The organism is Lederbergia wuyishanensis, from assembly GCF_022900255.1.
GTDB lineage: Bacteria > Bacillota > Bacilli > Bacillales > Bacillaceae_C > Lederbergia > Lederbergia wuyishanensis.
On sequence record NZ_JALIRM010000001.1, the window covers coordinates 1,022,935 to 1,040,186 of the forward strand.

Below are 17,252 nucleotides of genomic sequence, written 5' to 3' on the forward strand. Positions count from 1 at the left end.
GGATGAATAAACAAACAACAAGAGCCTTCGCTTCAGGATTATTAGTTTCTGCTTTAATTCTATATGCCTACGTTCAATTCTTCCAGAAAAAACCTGATCCTGTACCTGCTTTAAAGGAAGGTTATATTGAAATTAACCAAACTGAGTATGAACAGTTAAAACAAGAATCCGATGAATGGAAAAATAAATTTGAAACGCTCGCTAAGAAGAAAGCAGAACAAATTTCTAAAACTACTGAAAAAACTGTTAATCACTATGAAATTGTTATTCCCGAAGGCGTGTCTTCAATAGAAATAAGCACTGAACTTGAAGATGCAGGTATTATAGACAATGCAGAAGACTTCAATAATTATTTAGCAAATAAAAATTTGCAGCGTTATATCCAATTTGGAAAGTTTGAATTAAATGATTCAATGTCTTATGAGGAAATTTGTAATGTCATTGCAAAGAAGCCATAAAAAAAGAAAGCAGAATTCTGCTTTCTTTTTTATTCCTGTTCTTCCTCTTCATCTTTGGAGTTTCCTTGTTTAGCTCTCTTTTCTTTTAAGTCAAAGTAGGCTTTCATAACCCTTGTACCAATCTCCATATTGACATTATTTTCTGCTCCTCCTTTGACATATGCGGAAGGAACAACAACGGACATAGCTACTTCGGGATTTTGAAATGGGGCGTATCCTACGAGTGATAAATTCCATACACCCGTACCTTGGTCGACTGTTTCAGCAGTTCCTGTTTTACCAGCTGCATGGAATGATTTATAGTCTGGACCGTTAAATACTACACCAGTACCATTTGCTTCATGAAAGACTCCATAGAAAGCATTTTGTACATTTTTGATTTGATAATCACTAGCATCAATTCGATTTAAAACTTTTGGCTTTATTTCTTGGACAATCGGTCCAATATTACCTTTCTCATCTCCAGGATCACGAATTTCTTTTACAATATGCGTTTGCATTCGGTAACCGCCATTCGCAATAGTTGACACATATTGTGCAAGCTGAAGTGGAGTAAAAGAATCGAATTGTCCAATGGCGAAGTCAAGTGTAGTACCTCCAGGTGCCGTATCAACATTTCCTTTAAATCCTATTTGTTCACCAGGCAAATCTAAACCAGTACGGACACCAAGTCCAAATTGACTAAAATAATAGCGTAAATCATTAAAAACTTGATATTTATCAATCGTTAACTTTTGATAAGGTTGAGTATATGTCATTCCACCCATCAACATGGCAATTTTAAACATATACGCGTTTGATGATCGTACGATTGCCTGATGATCAGACAACTGCATAGGTCCTCTATAACTAAACCAAGATTTTTTTGGGGGTGTATCTTTAAGATAAATAACTTCATCACGAAGTATTCTACCTGGACTAATAGCCCCCGACATATACCCTGTTAACACTGTTGCGCCTTTTACCGCCGAACCTGGTACATAGGCGGTTGTAAAATTGCCCGATGCAAAATCGCTAAAGATATATTTTCCTTCTTTTTCATTATAGGAATATTGTTTTCCGGACATAGCTAGAATTTCTCCAGTAAATGGATCTATCATCGTGACAAAAGCTCTGTCTAAAAGGCGCGTTCCTGATTTTGCTTTAGTTTTACGGATTTCCTCTTCTAGAATTTTATCAATCTCTTGCTGCAACTCCATATCAATTGTGAGGACAAGATCCTTACCTCGTTCACCCTCATGAACGGGAATTGTTTCAAGGATTTCACCAGATTTTGTTATATTTTTTACTTTTTCTTTTTGTCCACGAAGGACATCTTCGTACTGTAATTCGATATAACTTTTTCCGACTCGGTCATTTCTGCTATATCCTCTTGATTCATAGTAGTCCAACTTTTCTACAGGTAATCCAGTTGTAACATTCCCTAAAATAGAGCGTAATGTATCTCCAAATAAATATATCCGTTCCCAATCCGTCGTAGTGTCAACACCAGGTAGCATCCCTAAATGTTCATTTACTTCTGCATATTCTTCCAATGTTACATCATTATTTTTAACAAATTGAGGATCAAGGGCATATCCTCCCGTAAACTCTCTGTATATCGCAAGGACTTCCAAGTCTTCCTTGGTAAGCGTTTCTAGTTCTTCTTCTGTCACTCGATCTCTTTGGAGTTTATATAATTCGGATTCTTTTCCTTTGTACTTCTCAATTTCTTTATTAGTCACTTTTGCTTTTGCTTCTTCAGGATGGAGCATAAGCCAAAAATCTACCTTATCCCTATGTGTAATTTTATCGGTATCTTTATGGATAATTTTTGCGAGAGTTCGAGCGGTTTCCAACGTTTTTTTCTGATCAAATTGATTCGGAGCTGTATACGTAATCGCTTTTTGAGGCTTATTTTCAACAACTGGATTGTAATTACGGTCATAAATAAGTCCTCGTGGGACAGATGTTTTAACTGTTACATCCTCCGTACGATCAATTTCTCTTTTTGCGTCCTCCCCATTTACGATTTGAACATATCCCAAACGAAGTATAAGCATCGAAAACATTATAAACACAACAAAAAACAACATGTTCATTCGTAAAGGAACATGAGTTTTTTTCTTTTTCTTTTTTTCCAAATTACCCCGTCCCCTTCTTTTCAATCATATCCTAATTGTAAAAGAAAAAAGAGGACAATGCCACCTAAAAATATTACAGCAAGTTGAACTTATTCCGTTTTTAACTTAAGTAACATGAATGCAGCCAATGTATTGCCAGCACCGAGAATAATAAGCAAAATTGGAATGCTTGTCTTTGGGGCAAAAAGATAGACTGCTGCTATGAATGACAATATGGATACTACCCTTCCGATATTCAAAAATAATTCTCTAACAACGATATATTCAATCCTCATTTCTGCAGCCTTCCAGCTTTTACCTATCGCGTCGTAAGTCATAGAAGAATAAGGTACGAGCATAAGCGGATAAGCAATTCCGATGCATGCAGCGTATATTAAGAGCCTTGTATATGTAGGGTCAAAAACGATAATAAAGATGGCAGCATATAGAATCAAGCCACCGACTACCATGATTTTCTTTCTCATATCTTTTTTAATGAGCTTCGTGGCAAGGGTGTAGATTATAAAGGAGATACCTGCATGGATTAATCCGAATGTACCAAGTGCTAACTCACTGTTTGTTGCAATAAAAACAAAAACAGAGATGACAAATACAAATGTCCCTTCCCTTAAACCTTGAAGAAGATGTGCATTTGTAATTATTCGCCAATTATGATTGTGTTTTCTTTCCTTGTAGATTCTTGTAAATAAATATTGCCCTGAAGATGGCCTGCGATTTATATAAAAACTTGTTAAGACTGCAGCAGAAAATAAACCTAGAGATATGGCAAAGATGATTGTATACCCAATATTTGAAACAAACCGTGTAATGATAAACCCCGCCGAAATGGGCCCTATTAATCCACCCGTTGATGAGAGCGCCCCCATAAATCCGTTGAAAAAATCCCTCGTTTCAGGTTCTGTTATTTCAAATGTTAAGACATTGAATGCAAGCCAATAAAAACCATATCCTACACCAAGCAGTGCACCTAGAAGGACAAGATGATGAGAGGATTTTTCTCCAAAAAGTAGAACGACTATAAAAAAAATTGCGAGAAAAATCACTCCTAGACGCAGCACAATCACCCTGTCGACTTTTTTAGCCCATCTTCCAGCAATTATGAAAATAATTGGTTGGATGACGACAATGGTTAAATTATAAATAGCAAGATCAATAAAACTTTTTGATTGCTTCCATAAATAAACATTTACGAATGTATTTGATAAAGAAATACTTAAAGAATATAGACCACCTATTAACAATAACAACAATAAATCTTTAGTTACTTCAATATCATTAAAAAGCTTTTTAAATTTCAACATAATAAAACTCCCCTTTTCCTTCCTTCTATCTTTAGTGAACAGGGAAGTTTTATACTAAAAATTTTGCGTTTTCTTGAAAACATAAATAACGATACATATTAAAAACATTTAAAAGAAGATACATCTTTGTGATTTCTTTAATCTCTTTAATGTCCCAGAAAAATAACGCTCCTACATCACATATGATATATTTAGAGTGCCGTGTTCAATATGGGATGTAGCTTTCTTAACATTCAAAGTTCCATTAATTCATAAATGAGGTACTTAAATCAATATACTTTTTCAATAAAAAAAACGAACTGCATTTAAGCAATTCGTTTTTTATCTGCTTATTTTGCAGCTTCGTATAATTTTTGAACTTCGTCCCAATTTACAACATTCCAGAATGCACTCATATATTCAGGACGACGGTTTTGATATTTCAAATAATATGCGTGCTCCCATACATCAAGACCTAGTAAAGGTGTTTTACCTTCCATAAGAGGACTATCTTGATTAGGTGTGCTTGTAATTTCAAGTTCTCCATTATTCAATGCAAGCCATGCCCAGCCTGAACCGAAGCGTCCAGCTCCAGCAGCTTGGAATTGCTCTTTGAATTTATCAAAGCTACCAAATTTGCTGTTGATTGCTTCTGCGATTGAGCCAGTTGGTTCGCCACCGCCATTTGGTGAAAGAAGCTTCCAGAATAACGAGTGGTTTGCATGTCCCCCACCGTTATTTCTTACAGCAGTACGAATGGATTCTGGAACTGAATCTAGATCAGCAATCAAATCTTCTACAGACTTGCTTGCTAGATCCGCATTCCCTTCAAGTGCACTATTTAAATTTGTCACATATGTGTTGTGATGCTTTGTGTGGTGAATGTTCAATGTTTCCTTATCGATATGCGGCTCAAGTGCATCATATCCATAAGGTAATTGTGGTAATTCATATGCCATAATAATTCCTCCTATGTAATTATTTTGAATCGTCTAACGATTCACGCTCACAATTATAGATTACCAAATTTAGTAATCGCATACAAATAATTTGCTTAGAAAATCATTCAAATTTCATAATGTGATAAACTTGTCACTTGAAACTAACACCTATTCACATCTAAACTAAAAATGATAGATCATAAAGGGCGTGACAAAATGCATAAAAAATCCATTTTTTCTATTTTTATAAAATGCTTATATTCATTCAAAGACATTGCTAAATTTAGATTTCTTGGCATTGGGAAATCTATAAACTATACTTTTTTTCTAGTTTTTCTATATTTTTTGCCAAGTCTATACAACACAATCATATTAAAGAGAGATTCATCAAGCTTGCTGCCAGATTTCGATACAGGCAGTATCGCTATCATGCTACCTATTTTTATTATCTTTATGTACTTATTAAATACAGGTATTTTCTTTTTAAAAATATCAATTTTAGCAGGTATTGCTGTATTACTGGCCAAGGTATTAAATAGAAAGCTACCATATCGGCAAAGTTGGAGATTGACAGCTTTCAGCATTACTTTACCCACTTTACTTTTCGGTTTAGAGCCATTATTAAGCAAACCAATCCCATATGGTACATTATTCGATTTCTTAATAAGTATCATTTATATATTTTTTAGTATAAAAAAAATACCTCGTCCCAAAATACTTTCATAAATGTCCTTTTCTCTTCATATACATCATACATCTTATGAAGAGGCGGGATAAATATGAAAAAAATCGTAGCATTCATCGCAATATCTATTCTTATCTATAGTGTCTATTATGATTTGACAATAGGAGTGATTCCCAGAAGTTCTGCCGCATCATCTAAATTAGTTGAAAATCAACCTATACCAGTTGAAAAAGAGCCTATTACTAGTGTTGAAATTAAGCCTGGGGATACCGTTATTTCTATTATCGAAGGACTGCAACAAGGCCCACTGCCCGTTCCAATAAGTCAAGTAGTATTAGATTTTCAGGAGTTAAACGAAGGAATAAAACCAGAGCAAATTCAAATAGGGAAAACCTATCAGTTTCCTGTCTATAACCAACAAAATCGTTAATTATAGCCAATCTGTTGTCAATTTCACGTAAAAGTTGATACAATATATATGTATTTCATTATATATAGAGATGAAAATCTCTATTTTTTTAAAGGAGAGAATTACCGTTGGGTGAAATAATACATCGTTCCAAAACGCGCCCGGTGAAAGTCGGTAACTTAACAATCGGGGGAAGCGATCAAGTTATTATTCAAAGTATGACGACGACAAAAACGCATGATGTTGATGCGACTGTACGTGAAATAGAACGTTTAGAAGAAGCAGGCTGTCAAATTGTTAGAGTTGCCTGCCCTGATGAAAGAGCTGCAAATGCAATTTCTGAAATCAAAAAAAGAATTAATATTCCACTAGTAGTTGATATACATTTTGATTACCGTCTTGCCCTAAAGGCGATTGAGGGTGGCGCAGACAAAATTAGAATCAACCCTGGAAATATTGGAAAACGTGAGAAAGTTGAAGAGGTTGTAAAAGCAGCTAAGGCAAAAGGTATTCCAATTCGTATTGGTGTTAATGCAGGAAGTCTCGAGAGACATATCTTGCAAAAATATGGTTATCCTACTGCTGATGGAATGGTGGAAAGTGCCTTACACCATATCAAAATTCTTGAGGACTTAGATTTTCATGATATTATTGTGTCCATGAAAGCATCAGATGTTAGTCTTGCAATTGAAGCATATGAAAAAGCATCTAGATCATTTGACTATCCACTTCATCTAGGTATTACAGAAAGTGGAACACTATTTGCTGGTACCGTCAAAAGTGCTGCTGGACTTGGAGCAATACTAAGCATGGGAATTGGTAACACTCTAAGAATTTCACTAAGTGCGGATCCAGTTGAAGAAGTAAAAGTTGCTCGCGAACTATTGAAATCTTTTGGATTAATTTCAAATGCTGCCACACTTGTTTCTTGCCCTACATGTGGAAGAATTGAAATTGACTTGATCAAGATTGCCAATGAAGTCGAAGAATATATCCAGAATATCAAAGCTCCTATTAAGGTATCAGTACTAGGATGTGCTGTTAACGGACCGGGAGAAGCTCGTGAAGCGGATATCGGGATTGCCGGAGCTCGTGGAGAAGGTCTTCTCTTTAAAAAAGGAAAAACTGTAAGAAAAGTTCCTGAAGCAACAATGGTCGAAGAGTTAAAGAAAGAAATTGACATAATGGCTGCTGAGTACTTTAAAAAACAAGAAGAAGAAAAGCAAAATTTAGTTAATTAACAAAAAAGTATAAGTGTTTGTGAATTAACGGACGTACTTCCATAACTTCGACTAATATAATGGTCGCAATGAGACAGAAAGGACAAATCGATTGTGACTTTTCGAAAGGAGAAGAATAAGAAGCTTTGTTTGTTAACAAGCACTTATAACTAAACAAAAGAAGGGGCTGTCTGATGACGGCTCCTTTATCGTACATAAAGGAGTTTGATTTTTTAATGAAAAGATTTGGAATTGATATTGATGGAACTGTTACCTGCCCCACTTCGCTTATTCCTTATATCAATAAAGAGTATCAGTTAAATATAACATTAGATGATCTAACAGAATATGAACTAACGGAATGTTTAAAAGTAGATAAGGATTCATTTTATAAATGGTTTGTTAAAAATGAACCTATTATGTATGCAGAATCCCCTCTTGCAGAAGGAGCAAAGCCTGTTTTATCTAAATGGGTTCATGAACATGAATTATTTTTCATTAGTGCTAGAAGCCAAACGCTGTTTGATGTAACAACAACATGGTTTCATACTCACGAAATACAATATCACCATATTGAATTAGTGGGCTCTCATGATAAAGTCGGTACAGCAAAAAAATACAAAATTGACTTATTTTTCGAAGACAAGCATGATAATGCAGTAGATATTTCAGAGGAGTTAAATATTCCAGTTATCTTATTCGATACACCATATAACAGAAAGCCGTCTCCTGAAAGTGTAATTCGCGTCCATAGCTGGAAGGAAGCGGAACATTGGGTAGATAACTGGATCAAAATGGAAGATGAAATAAAAAAGGATGCTTAATTTTCATATAAATGAAACGCTTGGGATGAAGTTCATTCCCAAGCGTTATTTATACTAAGCGCTTTTACTTTTCCTACAGTTAGGACACGTCCCATAAATCTCAAATTTATGATCCGCTACATCATAGTCTTTTAAGTCTTCGGTAACAAAATTCATTGGGCATGCTTCAATTGCCTTCGTACTTCCACAATCTAGGCATATAAAATGGTGATGGTGGTCATGAAGAGAGCATGTGTAGCGAAAATTTTTCTCGCCCGAAAGTTCTGTTGATTCAAGAATGCCAAGCTGGTTAAAAAGTGAGAGATTACGATAAATGGTATCAAAACTTAAGCCAGGGTAATCATCACTCATTATTTCCAGTAATTCTTTCGCAGTTAAGTATTTATCACTTCTTGCAAAGATTTCAAGAATCAGCTCTCTCTTCCCTGTTACTTTATACCCTTTATTCTTAACAATTTCAATTGCTTCATTTACGTTCATTTTCTCACCTCACCTTTACAGGTCTTTGACTTTGATTCCGTTTATAGAAAATAATCCCCAAAAGAATTAAGATCGAAATCATCACAATTGTTCCACCAGGAGCCAAATCCAGATAATAGGCACTGATCAATCCACCTATTACTGATATCTCACCGAATAATATCGATAAAAAGATAGTTTGCTTAAAGCCCCTTGCGATTCGCATACTAGCTGCAACAGGCAGCGTCATGAGTGCTGATACAAGTAATATACCTACGATACGCATTGAAGCAGCAATTACCAAAGCAATCAAAATCATAAATAATAAATGAATGCTTTTGGCCGGAATACCTGAAACTTTTGCGTGCTCCTCATCAAAAGATAAGAGGAAAAGTTCTTTATATAATAATAAGATGATTACTCCAACAAAAATGCTAATTCCTAATATTACATATAAATCTAATCTACTTACAGCACTTACACTTCCAAGTAAATAATTCAATAAGTCTGTATTAAATCCATCAGCAAGTGAAATAAAAATAACCCCTATTCCTATTCCACCCGATAAAATAATGGGAATAGCCAATTCTTGATAGTGTTTATATACAATTCTTAACCTTTCAACTAATACTGATCCTAGGACAGAAAATCCCATCCCAAAATAAAGAGGATTCACACCTGCGAACAACATTGTTTTTTTGCTTAAAAATAAACTTGCTGCAATCCCTGCCAGTGTTACATGACTTAAAGCGTCGGCAATTAAGGATAATCTTCTTACAACGATAAAAGTCCCCAATAAAGGAGCAATTAGTCCGATTAACAACCCTGTTAAAAATGTATTTTGTAAAAATTCATAATGGAAAATTGCAGAAATCATCTAGCTGTACCACCTTCTTCAATATGGACATGCTCATGGTCATGTGAAAGCAGATGGACATCATGAAGATAAATTGAAGACAAATCTTCCGAATGTAGTTTTTCAAAATCCTCTACTGCCCCATGAAAGTGCAAGGTTTTATTCAAGCATGCAACATGAGTGACTTTATTTGTAATTGTCCCAATATCATGAGTAACGAGTATTAATGTAATCCCTCGTTCTTTATTTAATTTTTCAAGCATATGATAAAACGATTTGACGTTTTCCTCATCTACACCAACAGTTGGTTCATCAAGTATAAGTACATCAGGTTTTGAAACAATTGCGCGGGCAATGAACACTCTCTGCTGCTGTCCACCGGAAAGTTCACCAATATTCTTTTTCGAAAACCTACTCATACCAACTGCAGCAATGGCTTCCTTAATTTCTTTTTGTTGCTCTTTTCCTATAAAATGAAATAAACCTAATTTTCCAGTTAAACCGCTAGCTACCACTTCAAAAACGGATGCAGGAAAGCCGCTATTAAATGAATTTGCTTTTTGTGAAACATAACCTATACGTTCCCAATCTTTCATTTTAGCTTGTGGCTGACCGAATAAAAATACATCGCCACTTTGGGGTTTAACAAGTCCAAGGATTATTTTTAATAGTGTTGATTTTCCTGACCCATTCGGACCAACAAGCCCTAAAAAAGCTCCTTTTGGAACATCAAGATTAATATGTTCAAGCACATTCTCTCTCTCATATCTAAAACTGACATTCTTTATTTTAATAACAGGTTCATTCTTCATAAAAAACTTCCTTTTCAAAATAAGAATCATTACGATTTGGTTCATTTGAATTATACACAATTATTTTTTCTTTGTAAATGAAGGCGTCACTAATGACAACCTTCTTACATACATTTTTGAATAGGGGTGATTCATAATGAAACTAATTCAAAATATGATCAACATGAAAATAAATGTAATTACCACAGATGAGTTATTGAAGTATTCAGGTCAATATAATATAAAAGTTTCAAGACCACAAGCGGAAAAGATAGCTGCATTTTTAAGAGGTAAAAATTTTGATATTTTTAATGATCAGACAAGAGCACAAATTATTAGAGAAGTTGCTAAAATAGCCGGACCGAATACTGCTAAAGAAATTAATAAACTCTTTATACAATTTACGAGATAGTAGTAACACTTAAGCTGTCTTACTCATTGCCTTTTGGATTGTATGAGGTAAAAGCAACACAACTAATTGATGTTGTTTTTACATAAGTAAGGGAACATCCATCAATACTTTCAAGGCAGACGAACAACAGAGCAAACGTTCAAATGCTTGTTCAGCAAAGCAACCTATATGGTGTAGGTAATCAATAATGCCGGAGGACAATAGTGGTTTAGTCATCGTATAACAACGAAAAAAGTAAAGACTGTCTATTTGTCTCTAATACATACGTATAGAGAAAACATATTAGACAGCCTTTACTTTTATTATTTTACTAAAGTACCCATAATTTCTTCACGTAATTGCTCGTTAAACATACCACTTCTAATCATTTCAATTTCATGCTTATATGGAGCTTTTTTATTATTTTTATCTTCTCCTACAAACGGTGTCTCCAGTATTTTAGGTACTTGCATTAGTTGAGGATGATTAATTATATAACTTAAGGCATTGAATCCTATATGTCCAAAACCTATGTTTTCATGTCTGTCTTTTTTCGCTCCACGTTCATTTTTACTATCATTAATATGGAGCACCTTAATACGATCAATACCTATAATTTTATCAAATTCCTCAAGAACTCCATCGAAATCATTTACGATGTCATATCCAGCATCATGGGTATGGCAAGTATCAAAGCAAATTGATAATTTATCATTATGTTTGACTCCGTCAATAATTGCCGCAAGCTCCTCGAATGATCTTCCACATTCAGACCCTTTACCCGCCATTGTCTCAAGGGCAATTTGTACTTCATCTTCCCCTGTTAATACTTCATTTAATCCTTCAATGATTTTTTTGATACCTGTTTCTGCACCTTCCCCAACATGTGCTCCAGGATGAAGAACAATTTGCTTAGAACCAATTGCTGCAGTTCTGTCAATTTCGGAGCGCAAGAAATCGACTCCTAATGCAAATGTGGCAGGATTCACTGCATTTCCGATATTAATAATATACGGAGCATGAACAATAATTTCATCGATTCCATTTTCTTTCATATGGAGTTGCCCTGCCTCAATATTTAAATCTTCTACTTTCTTTCTCCGAGTATTTTGGGGGGCGCCTGTGTATATCATGAACGTATTTCCCCCATAGGAAATTGCTTCTTCACTTGCTGCTAAAAGCATTTTTTTTCCACTCATAGATACATGCGAACCTATTTTTAACATATTTCCCTCTCCAATCCTCTAAATTTTATTTATTTCTATTGTTCACTTTTCTTTCACGTCTCTTGATTTGCTCTCGTTGCGCTTGCATTTTCTTTTTATATCCTGGTTTAACCTTTTGAGGTTTTCTGACAAGTTGTCTTGCTTTCACTTCTTCTTCAGATACTGTTTTAGTACGGTTTTTCCTACGATTACGTTCAGCTATTTCTACCCAATTTCCTTTATGAATGTCCATATAGGTAAAATCAATACCCATTTTATCCAAACGAACTAGTGCTTCCTCATCAGCTGGTTCATAAATTGTAATAGCTAGACCTTTATTTCCTGCTCTCGCAGTACGTCCTGTTCGATGGATATAAAAATCTAGGTCTCTAGGTAGTTCATAATTAATGATATGACTGACACCTTCAATGTCTATTCCCCTTGCAGCAAGATCAGTGGCAACAATATATTGAAAATCTAGGTTTCTTATCTGTTTCATTACTCTTTTACGTTCACGAGGACTAATATCGCCATGTAGTCTCCCAACTTTTAAACCTCGTTCTAGCAGCTGATCCGCAACCTGATCTGCCATATCCTTTGTGTTAACAAATACAATTGCTAAGTAAGGATTATAAGAACGTAATATATCCGATATTAATTCTACTTTTCTTCTGCTTTTTAAAGGAACTAAAATATGCTCAATGTTTTTTGCGGATAATTGTTGTGGTTCTACCTGTTCAAAGACCGGATTTTCCATATATTTTTTTAAAAAAGGTTTTAATTTTTCGGGAATTGTCGCAGAAAAAACGAGCATTTGCAAATTCTTTGGCATTTTCCCAGCAATTTGGTCAACATCGTGAATAAATCCCATGTCAAGCATTAGATCTGCTTCATCTACAACTAATAATGATGCAGTATGGACAAACAGCGCTTGCTCTTTTATAAGATCGTTAATGCGTCCCGGTGTTCCTACAACAACATGTGGCTGTTGTTTTAATTTCTCGATATCTCTTTTTTTGTCTGTTCCGCCAATATAACATCTAGCCGTTATTTTGTTTTCTTCATCATGTTTCACTATTTTCAAAATTTCTTGATAAATTTGATTAGCCAATTCTCTAGTGGGAGCTGTAATAACAGCTTGCACCTGCTGAATACCTGAATTAATTGATTCAAGCAACGGAAAAAGATATGAGTGAGTCTTACCAGTACCTGTTTGGGATTGTCCGATTGCACTAGCACCTTTCAATACTACAGGTATTATTTTTCTTTGTATTTCAGTCGGATTATGAAATCCGAGTTCCTCAATTGCAGTATTAATAAATGGTTTAAATTTATATTGAGTAAAATTATTTTTATCCATTTTCTTTCACTCCTTCATAGAGAGAAATCCCTCCGACCCATTATAAACTATAAAGTTGACATGTACAATTTAGTTAGTTGAAGCAAGACAAGCATTTTTTAGACATTAGCCTGTTCATTCCAATCGAATAACGGCTAATAACCAAACTTTTAACTTATTCCTGCATATTATATCAAGAGTAAGAAGGGAGTGAGATTTATTATGTTGGGTAATCGAATGCCTCCCCCACGAGGAATACCTCCTATGTTCAGAGGTCCTTCTATGGGACCAGGTGCTTTCGGAAGAGGATTGGGCAGGACACCTCAGTTAGGCCAAAATGCGGGTGGGGGAAATTTTTTGGCGAGGCTATTTCAAAGGCAAGGTGGATCAATGGCTTCGCAAGCTCCGCAAGCTGCCAATATGTTTTCACGGGGAGTCGGCCAAACATCATTTCTACAAGGCTTAACAAATCCTCAGTCAATTAATAGTTTCTTAACTAATACACAGCAAGTTTTAAATACTGCAAGGCAAATTGGTCCACTCGTCCAACAATATGGTCCTATTGTTAGAAATCTCCCAGCCATGTGGAGGCTTTACAAAGGATTTAAAGATATGCCATCATCCGATTCAGAGGATACTAATACAAACTCAGAAGAAACAAAAAATGACCAACCAAAATCTAAAAATGAATCAACGAAAAAATCAAATGTAAATATTTCAAGTACAGACGAAGAAGAAAAGAAACATGAAAATCAATCTGCACCAAAAAGAAAAAAAGGAGAATCAATTCCAAAGTTATATATTCCATAATTTTGATAAAATCCTCCATTCATTGGCTTTTTTATAGATGTCCTATATAATAAAGTTATGAGTTCAATAGATTAAGGCAAGTTGCCTCTAGTCAGGAGGATTTAAATGAAACTAATTAAAATTTCACCAAGGGGTTATTGTTACGGAGTAGTTGATGCAATGGTTATTGCGCGCAATGCCGCTTTAGATAAAACATTGCCGCGTCCCATTTATATATTGGGCATGATTGTTCATAATAAACATGTTACGGATGCTTTCGAAGAAGATGGCATTATTACATTAGATGGTCCTAATCGTAAAGAAATCTTGCAAAAGGTCGATAGTGGGACAGTTATTTTTACAGCACATGGTGTATCACCAGAAGTTAGGGAGCTTGCCAAACAAAAGGGACTTGTTACGATAGATGCCACATGTCCAGATGTGACAAGGACACATGATTTAATTAGAGAAAAAGAAGCAGAAGGCTATGATGTCATTTATATTGGCAAGAAAGGGCATCCGGAGCCTGAAGGTGCTGTAGGAGTAGCTCCACATATCGTCCACCTTGTTGAAACAATGGATGATGTAGAAGAATTACAAGTGAATAATGATAAAATAATTGTCACAAACCAAACAACTATGAGCCAATGGGATGTTCAGGCGATTATGGATAGAGTAAAGGAAAAATATCCTCATGCTGAAAAACATAAGGAAATTTGCCTTGCTACCCAAGTCCGACAAGAGGCTGTTGCGGAGCAGGCAGGGGAAGCTGACGTGCTAATTGTTGTTGGCGATCCTATGAGTAATAATTCAAATCGCCTAGCTCAAGTTTCTCAAGAAATAGCTGGTACGAAAGCGTACAGAATTGGGGATGTCACAGAAATTGAAATTGATTGGATAAAAGATGCAGAAACAGTAGCAGTTACTGCAGGCGCCTCAACTCCAACGCCAATAGTTAGGGAAGTTATTAATTTCATAGAACAATTTAATCCGTTTGACAAATCAACTTGGGTAAAAGAAAATAACGTTCCGTTAAACAAAATTCTGCCTAAAGTAAGGAATCCAAAATTAACAGCAAAATAATGGAATATAACGAAAGGAGCCGAATGAAGAACAATTCAGCTCCTTGTTGTTTTTATCACAAAAATGTAAATGGATTCGTATCGATTTCAGAAGGAAAAATCGATACTTCAAAATTTCTATTCTCACTCATCTTCTTAAGCACTTCCACTGTTCCTTTTTTCATGATTTTTTCAACGTTATGCCCTGGATCGATTATATTAAGATCTATATTCATTGCATCGTGAGCAGTATGATAATAAAAGTCACCCGTCACATAGACATCTGCCCCACTAAATTTCGCAGCGGAATAGTATTTATTTCCGTCTCCTCCAAGGACTGCAACCTTTTTTATCTTATCATACAAATTTCCAACTACTCGTACCCCTGGTGAGTCTAGCGCTTCTTTTACAATAGCTGCAAACTCCTGCAAATCCAGTGGATTTTCTAATTCACCTATTCTTCCTAATCCCAACACTTTCCCTTTTTGTGATAATTCGTATATATCATATGCAGGTTCTTCATATGGATGTGCTTTTAACATTGCTGAAACAATCTTTTTCTCCTTGTTTACCGGAAAAACTGTTTCTATTTTAACTTCGTGTACAGTTTCCAACTTTCCCTTTTCACCAATGTATGGATTCGTATTTTCTCCTGGCAAAAACCTTCCCATCCCTTCTGACGAGAAAGAACAATGACTATATGCACCGATCGCTCCGGCGCCAGCGTTTCCTAATGCAGAAAGAAGATTCTCTTCATTTTCCTTTGGTACATATACTGCAAGCTTTTTTAACGTTTCATAATATGTAGGTACTAATACAGATGTATTTTTTAACCCCAATGCATTGGCCAGCATATCGTTAACACCACCTGGGGCAACATCCAGATTTGTATGGGCAGCATATACAGTAATATCATGCTTGATGAGTAACTCTATGATTTTTCCACTAGAATTACTTGTATTTATGTTCTTCAAAGGACGATAGATAAGCGGATGATGGGCTATGATCAAATCTACCTTTTTTTCAATAGCTTCTAGAACAACATCTTCCAAAACATCTAACGCAATCATGACATTTTGTATAGGTTTGTTCAACGTACCGATTTGTAGGCCAACCGGATCACCTTCAAGCGCATATTCCTTTGGTGCGAATTCTTCAAATAATTGGATGAATTCAAAACCATTTATTTTTTTCATTTCAACTCCTCCATGACAATATCTATTTTATTCATAATTTCTTCTTTTTTAGAAGTAATTTTATTGCTGTCTTCAGCCTTATCTAGTTCTTTTAATATGTTTTTCCATTGTTTTAGCTCTAACTGCCACTTTTTAATAAATGCTTCATTTTTATTTTTTAATAAAAAGGGGCCAAGTAGTAATTCTTTTTTGAAATCTTTGTATGGAATGGAAGGACTACCTATATCGGCTACAAGGATTTCATAAAACTTTCCGTCCTCTTCCACTATTTTTTCATCAACAAGCTGCCAACCATGGTCATATAGCCATTTACGAATACTTTCAGCTCCAATATTAGGTTGGAGTATCAATCTTTTTACACCATCCAACTTTTCCTTGCCTCTTTCTAAAATATCGGTTATTAAGGCACCACCCATTCCCGCAATAATTATACAGTCTACTTCAGACGGACTAATAACCGCAAGGCCATCTCCTTTTCTAACATCAATTTTCTTTGTTAATTCAGACTTTCTCACTTGTTGTAAAGCAGACTGATAAGGGCCCTCTACAACTTCACCTGCAATAGCAGATTTAGCTATACCATTTTTCACAGCATAACAAGGCAAATATGCATGATCTGATCCAATGTCGGCTATTCTCATTCCAGATTGTATAAAAGACGTTACGGTTTCTAGCCTTTTTGATAGTTTTTCTATGTTCATAAGAAATCCACCTCTTATATTACGATAAAAGAGTTCTTCGCAAAATGCAAAGAACTCTTTTAAAGAAATTTTCATTGTCTAGCTGCAGGCGCCAGCCTCTCGAGGTCGGACTGATTGGGCGCCTTCCGCTTTTCTAATATTATTTTAAATTCGATACCCATTCTGCCATTTCATCAACATTTTCAGCTGGAATTAAGCCTTTTGGCATCATTCCTTTACCATTTGTCAAAATGTCGGCAATTTCTTCTTTAGAAAGACCTGTACCGTGAAGTGAAGGTGCGCCTCCAGCGCCTTCTAAGTTTTCACCATGACATCCGATACATGTTTTACTTGCGGCTTCAGGATTAAATTCTGCAGCCACTTCTTCTCCGCCACCTTCAGCTTCTTTCGCAATTTCTTTTGCGTCACCGATTCCTTTTATTCCAAGGAAAAATACGAGAACAAGTCCCATAACCATAATTAAAATATATGGAACAATTGGATTACGTTTCATGACTTACCCTCCTTATGTATGAACTACGTAT

At 35.4% G+C, this 17,252-nt stretch carries 19 protein-coding genes; 8 read left to right on the top strand and 11 right to left on the bottom strand.

Annotated elements, in window-relative coordinates:
• Positions 1 to 2: 2 nt before the first annotated feature.
• Complete coding sequence (locus tag MT489_RS05095) at positions 3 to 458, top strand: endolytic transglycosylase MltG (RefSeq protein WP_244680396.1); 456 nt, start codon at positions 3 to 5, stop codon at positions 456 to 458.
• A gap of 29 nt (positions 459 to 487) precedes the next feature.
• Here MT489_RS05095 and MT489_RS05100 read toward each other — a convergent pair whose 3' ends face one another.
• From MT489_RS05100 to sodA, 3 genes are all read right to left on the bottom strand, one after another.
• A complete protein-coding gene (locus MT489_RS05100) occupies positions 488 to 2,539 on the bottom strand; it encodes a peptidoglycan D,D-transpeptidase FtsI family protein (RefSeq protein WP_442354875.1) in 2,052 nt (683 codons plus the stop codon).
• A 131-nt stretch (positions 2,540 to 2,670) separates the two neighbouring features.
• Positions 2,671 to 3,882, bottom strand: coding sequence for an MFS transporter (locus MT489_RS05105; RefSeq protein ID WP_244680398.1), 1,212 nt, complete (start codon positions 3,880 to 3,882; stop codon positions 2,671 to 2,673).
• Between the two features lie 329 nt (positions 3,883 to 4,211).
• Positions 4,212 to 4,820, bottom strand: coding sequence for a superoxide dismutase (gene sodA, locus MT489_RS05110; RefSeq protein WP_244680399.1), 609 nt, complete (start codon positions 4,818 to 4,820; stop codon positions 4,212 to 4,214).
• Between the two features lie 198 nt (positions 4,821 to 5,018).
• On the opposite strand from sodA, the gene MT489_RS05115 reads away from it, so the two are divergent.
• From MT489_RS05115 to MT489_RS05130, 4 genes are all read left to right on the top strand, one after another.
• Positions 5,019 to 5,528, top strand: a complete 510-nt coding sequence (locus tag MT489_RS05115; RefSeq protein ID WP_244680400.1) for a DUF1189 family protein — start codon at positions 5,019 to 5,021, stop codon at positions 5,526 to 5,528.
• Positions 5,529 to 5,581: 53 nt separating this feature from the next.
• A complete protein-coding gene (locus tag MT489_RS05120) occupies positions 5,582 to 5,917 on the top strand; it encodes a hypothetical protein (protein ID WP_244680401.1) in 336 nt (111 codons plus the stop codon).
• A 107-nt stretch (positions 5,918 to 6,024) separates the two neighbouring features.
• Entirely contained in the window at positions 6,025 to 7,137 is a 1,113-nt protein-coding gene (gene ispG, locus MT489_RS05125) for a flavodoxin-dependent (E)-4-hydroxy-3-methylbut-2-enyl-diphosphate synthase (protein WP_280518484.1), read from the top strand.
• Positions 7,138 to 7,310: 173 nt separating this feature from the next.
• Positions 7,311 to 7,940, top strand: coding sequence for a 5' nucleotidase, NT5C type (locus tag MT489_RS05130; RefSeq protein WP_244680402.1), 630 nt, complete (start codon positions 7,311 to 7,313; stop codon positions 7,938 to 7,940).
• Between the two features lie 54 nt (positions 7,941 to 7,994).
• Here the strand turns inward: MT489_RS05130 and MT489_RS05135 are convergent, their stop codons facing one another.
• From MT489_RS05135 to MT489_RS05145, 3 genes are read right to left on the bottom strand one after another with little or no spacing between them, the layout of a single operon-like run.
• A complete protein-coding gene (locus tag MT489_RS05135; protein ID WP_244680403.1) occupies positions 7,995 to 8,420 on the bottom strand; it encodes a Fur family transcriptional regulator in 426 nt (141 codons plus the stop codon).
• 4 nt (positions 8,421 to 8,424) lie between these two features.
• On the bottom strand, positions 8,425 to 9,276 hold the full coding sequence (locus MT489_RS05140) for a metal ABC transporter permease (RefSeq protein WP_244680404.1): 852 nt from the start codon (positions 9,274 to 9,276) through the stop codon (positions 8,425 to 8,427).
• A complete protein-coding gene (locus MT489_RS05145; protein WP_244680405.1) occupies positions 9,273 to 10,067 on the bottom strand; it encodes a metal ABC transporter ATP-binding protein in 795 nt (264 codons plus the stop codon). The genes MT489_RS05140 and MT489_RS05145 overlap by 4 nt, the downstream gene beginning before the upstream one ends.
• Positions 10,068 to 10,203: 136 nt before the next feature.
• Between MT489_RS05145 and MT489_RS05150 the strand changes: the two genes are divergently transcribed.
• The gene (locus tag MT489_RS05150) at positions 10,204 to 10,458 is read left to right on the top strand and encodes a DUF2624 domain-containing protein (RefSeq protein ID WP_244680406.1); all 255 of its coding nucleotides are present in this window, start codon (positions 10,204 to 10,206) and stop codon (positions 10,456 to 10,458) included.
• 302 nt (positions 10,459 to 10,760) lie between these two features.
• Here the strand turns inward: MT489_RS05150 and MT489_RS05155 are convergent, their stop codons facing one another.
• Positions 10,761 to 11,663: a deoxyribonuclease IV gene (locus MT489_RS05155; protein WP_244680407.1), complete on the bottom strand. Its 903-nt coding sequence runs from the start codon at positions 11,661 to 11,663 to the stop codon at positions 10,761 to 10,763.
• Between the two features lie 25 nt (positions 11,664 to 11,688).
• The gene (locus MT489_RS05160; RefSeq protein WP_244680408.1) at positions 11,689 to 13,002 is read right to left on the bottom strand and encodes a DEAD/DEAH box helicase; all 1,314 of its coding nucleotides are present in this window, start codon (positions 13,000 to 13,002) and stop codon (positions 11,689 to 11,691) included.
• Between the two features lie 201 nt (positions 13,003 to 13,203).
• Here MT489_RS05160 and MT489_RS05165 point away from each other — a divergent pair, with 201 nt between their 5' ends.
• Complete coding sequence (locus MT489_RS05165) at positions 13,204 to 13,791, top strand: YqfQ family protein (RefSeq protein WP_244680409.1); 588 nt, start codon at positions 13,204 to 13,206, stop codon at positions 13,789 to 13,791.
• Positions 13,792 to 13,896: 105 nt separating this feature from the next.
• On the top strand, positions 13,897 to 14,853 hold the full coding sequence (locus MT489_RS05170; protein WP_244680410.1) for a 4-hydroxy-3-methylbut-2-enyl diphosphate reductase: 957 nt from the start codon (positions 13,897 to 13,899) through the stop codon (positions 14,851 to 14,853).
• A 55-nt stretch (positions 14,854 to 14,908) separates the two neighbouring features.
• Here the strand turns inward: MT489_RS05170 and MT489_RS05175 are convergent, their stop codons facing one another.
• The 3 genes from MT489_RS05175 to cccA form a co-directional block, all read right to left on the bottom strand.
• Positions 14,909 to 16,027, bottom strand: a complete 1,119-nt coding sequence (locus MT489_RS05175; protein WP_244680411.1) for a Nif3-like dinuclear metal center hexameric protein — start codon at positions 16,025 to 16,027, stop codon at positions 14,909 to 14,911.
• Positions 16,024 to 16,728 (bottom strand): tRNA (adenine(22)-N(1))-methyltransferase, encoded by a 705-nt coding sequence (locus MT489_RS05180; RefSeq protein WP_244680412.1) that lies wholly within the window; start codon positions 16,726 to 16,728, stop codon positions 16,024 to 16,026. The genes MT489_RS05175 and MT489_RS05180 overlap by 4 nt, the downstream gene beginning before the upstream one ends.
• A gap of 139 nt (positions 16,729 to 16,867) precedes the next feature.
• Complete coding sequence (gene cccA / locus MT489_RS05185) at positions 16,868 to 17,221, bottom strand: cytochrome c550 (protein ID WP_244680413.1); 354 nt, start codon at positions 17,219 to 17,221, stop codon at positions 16,868 to 16,870.
• Between the last annotated feature and the right edge of the window lie 31 nt (positions 17,222 to 17,252).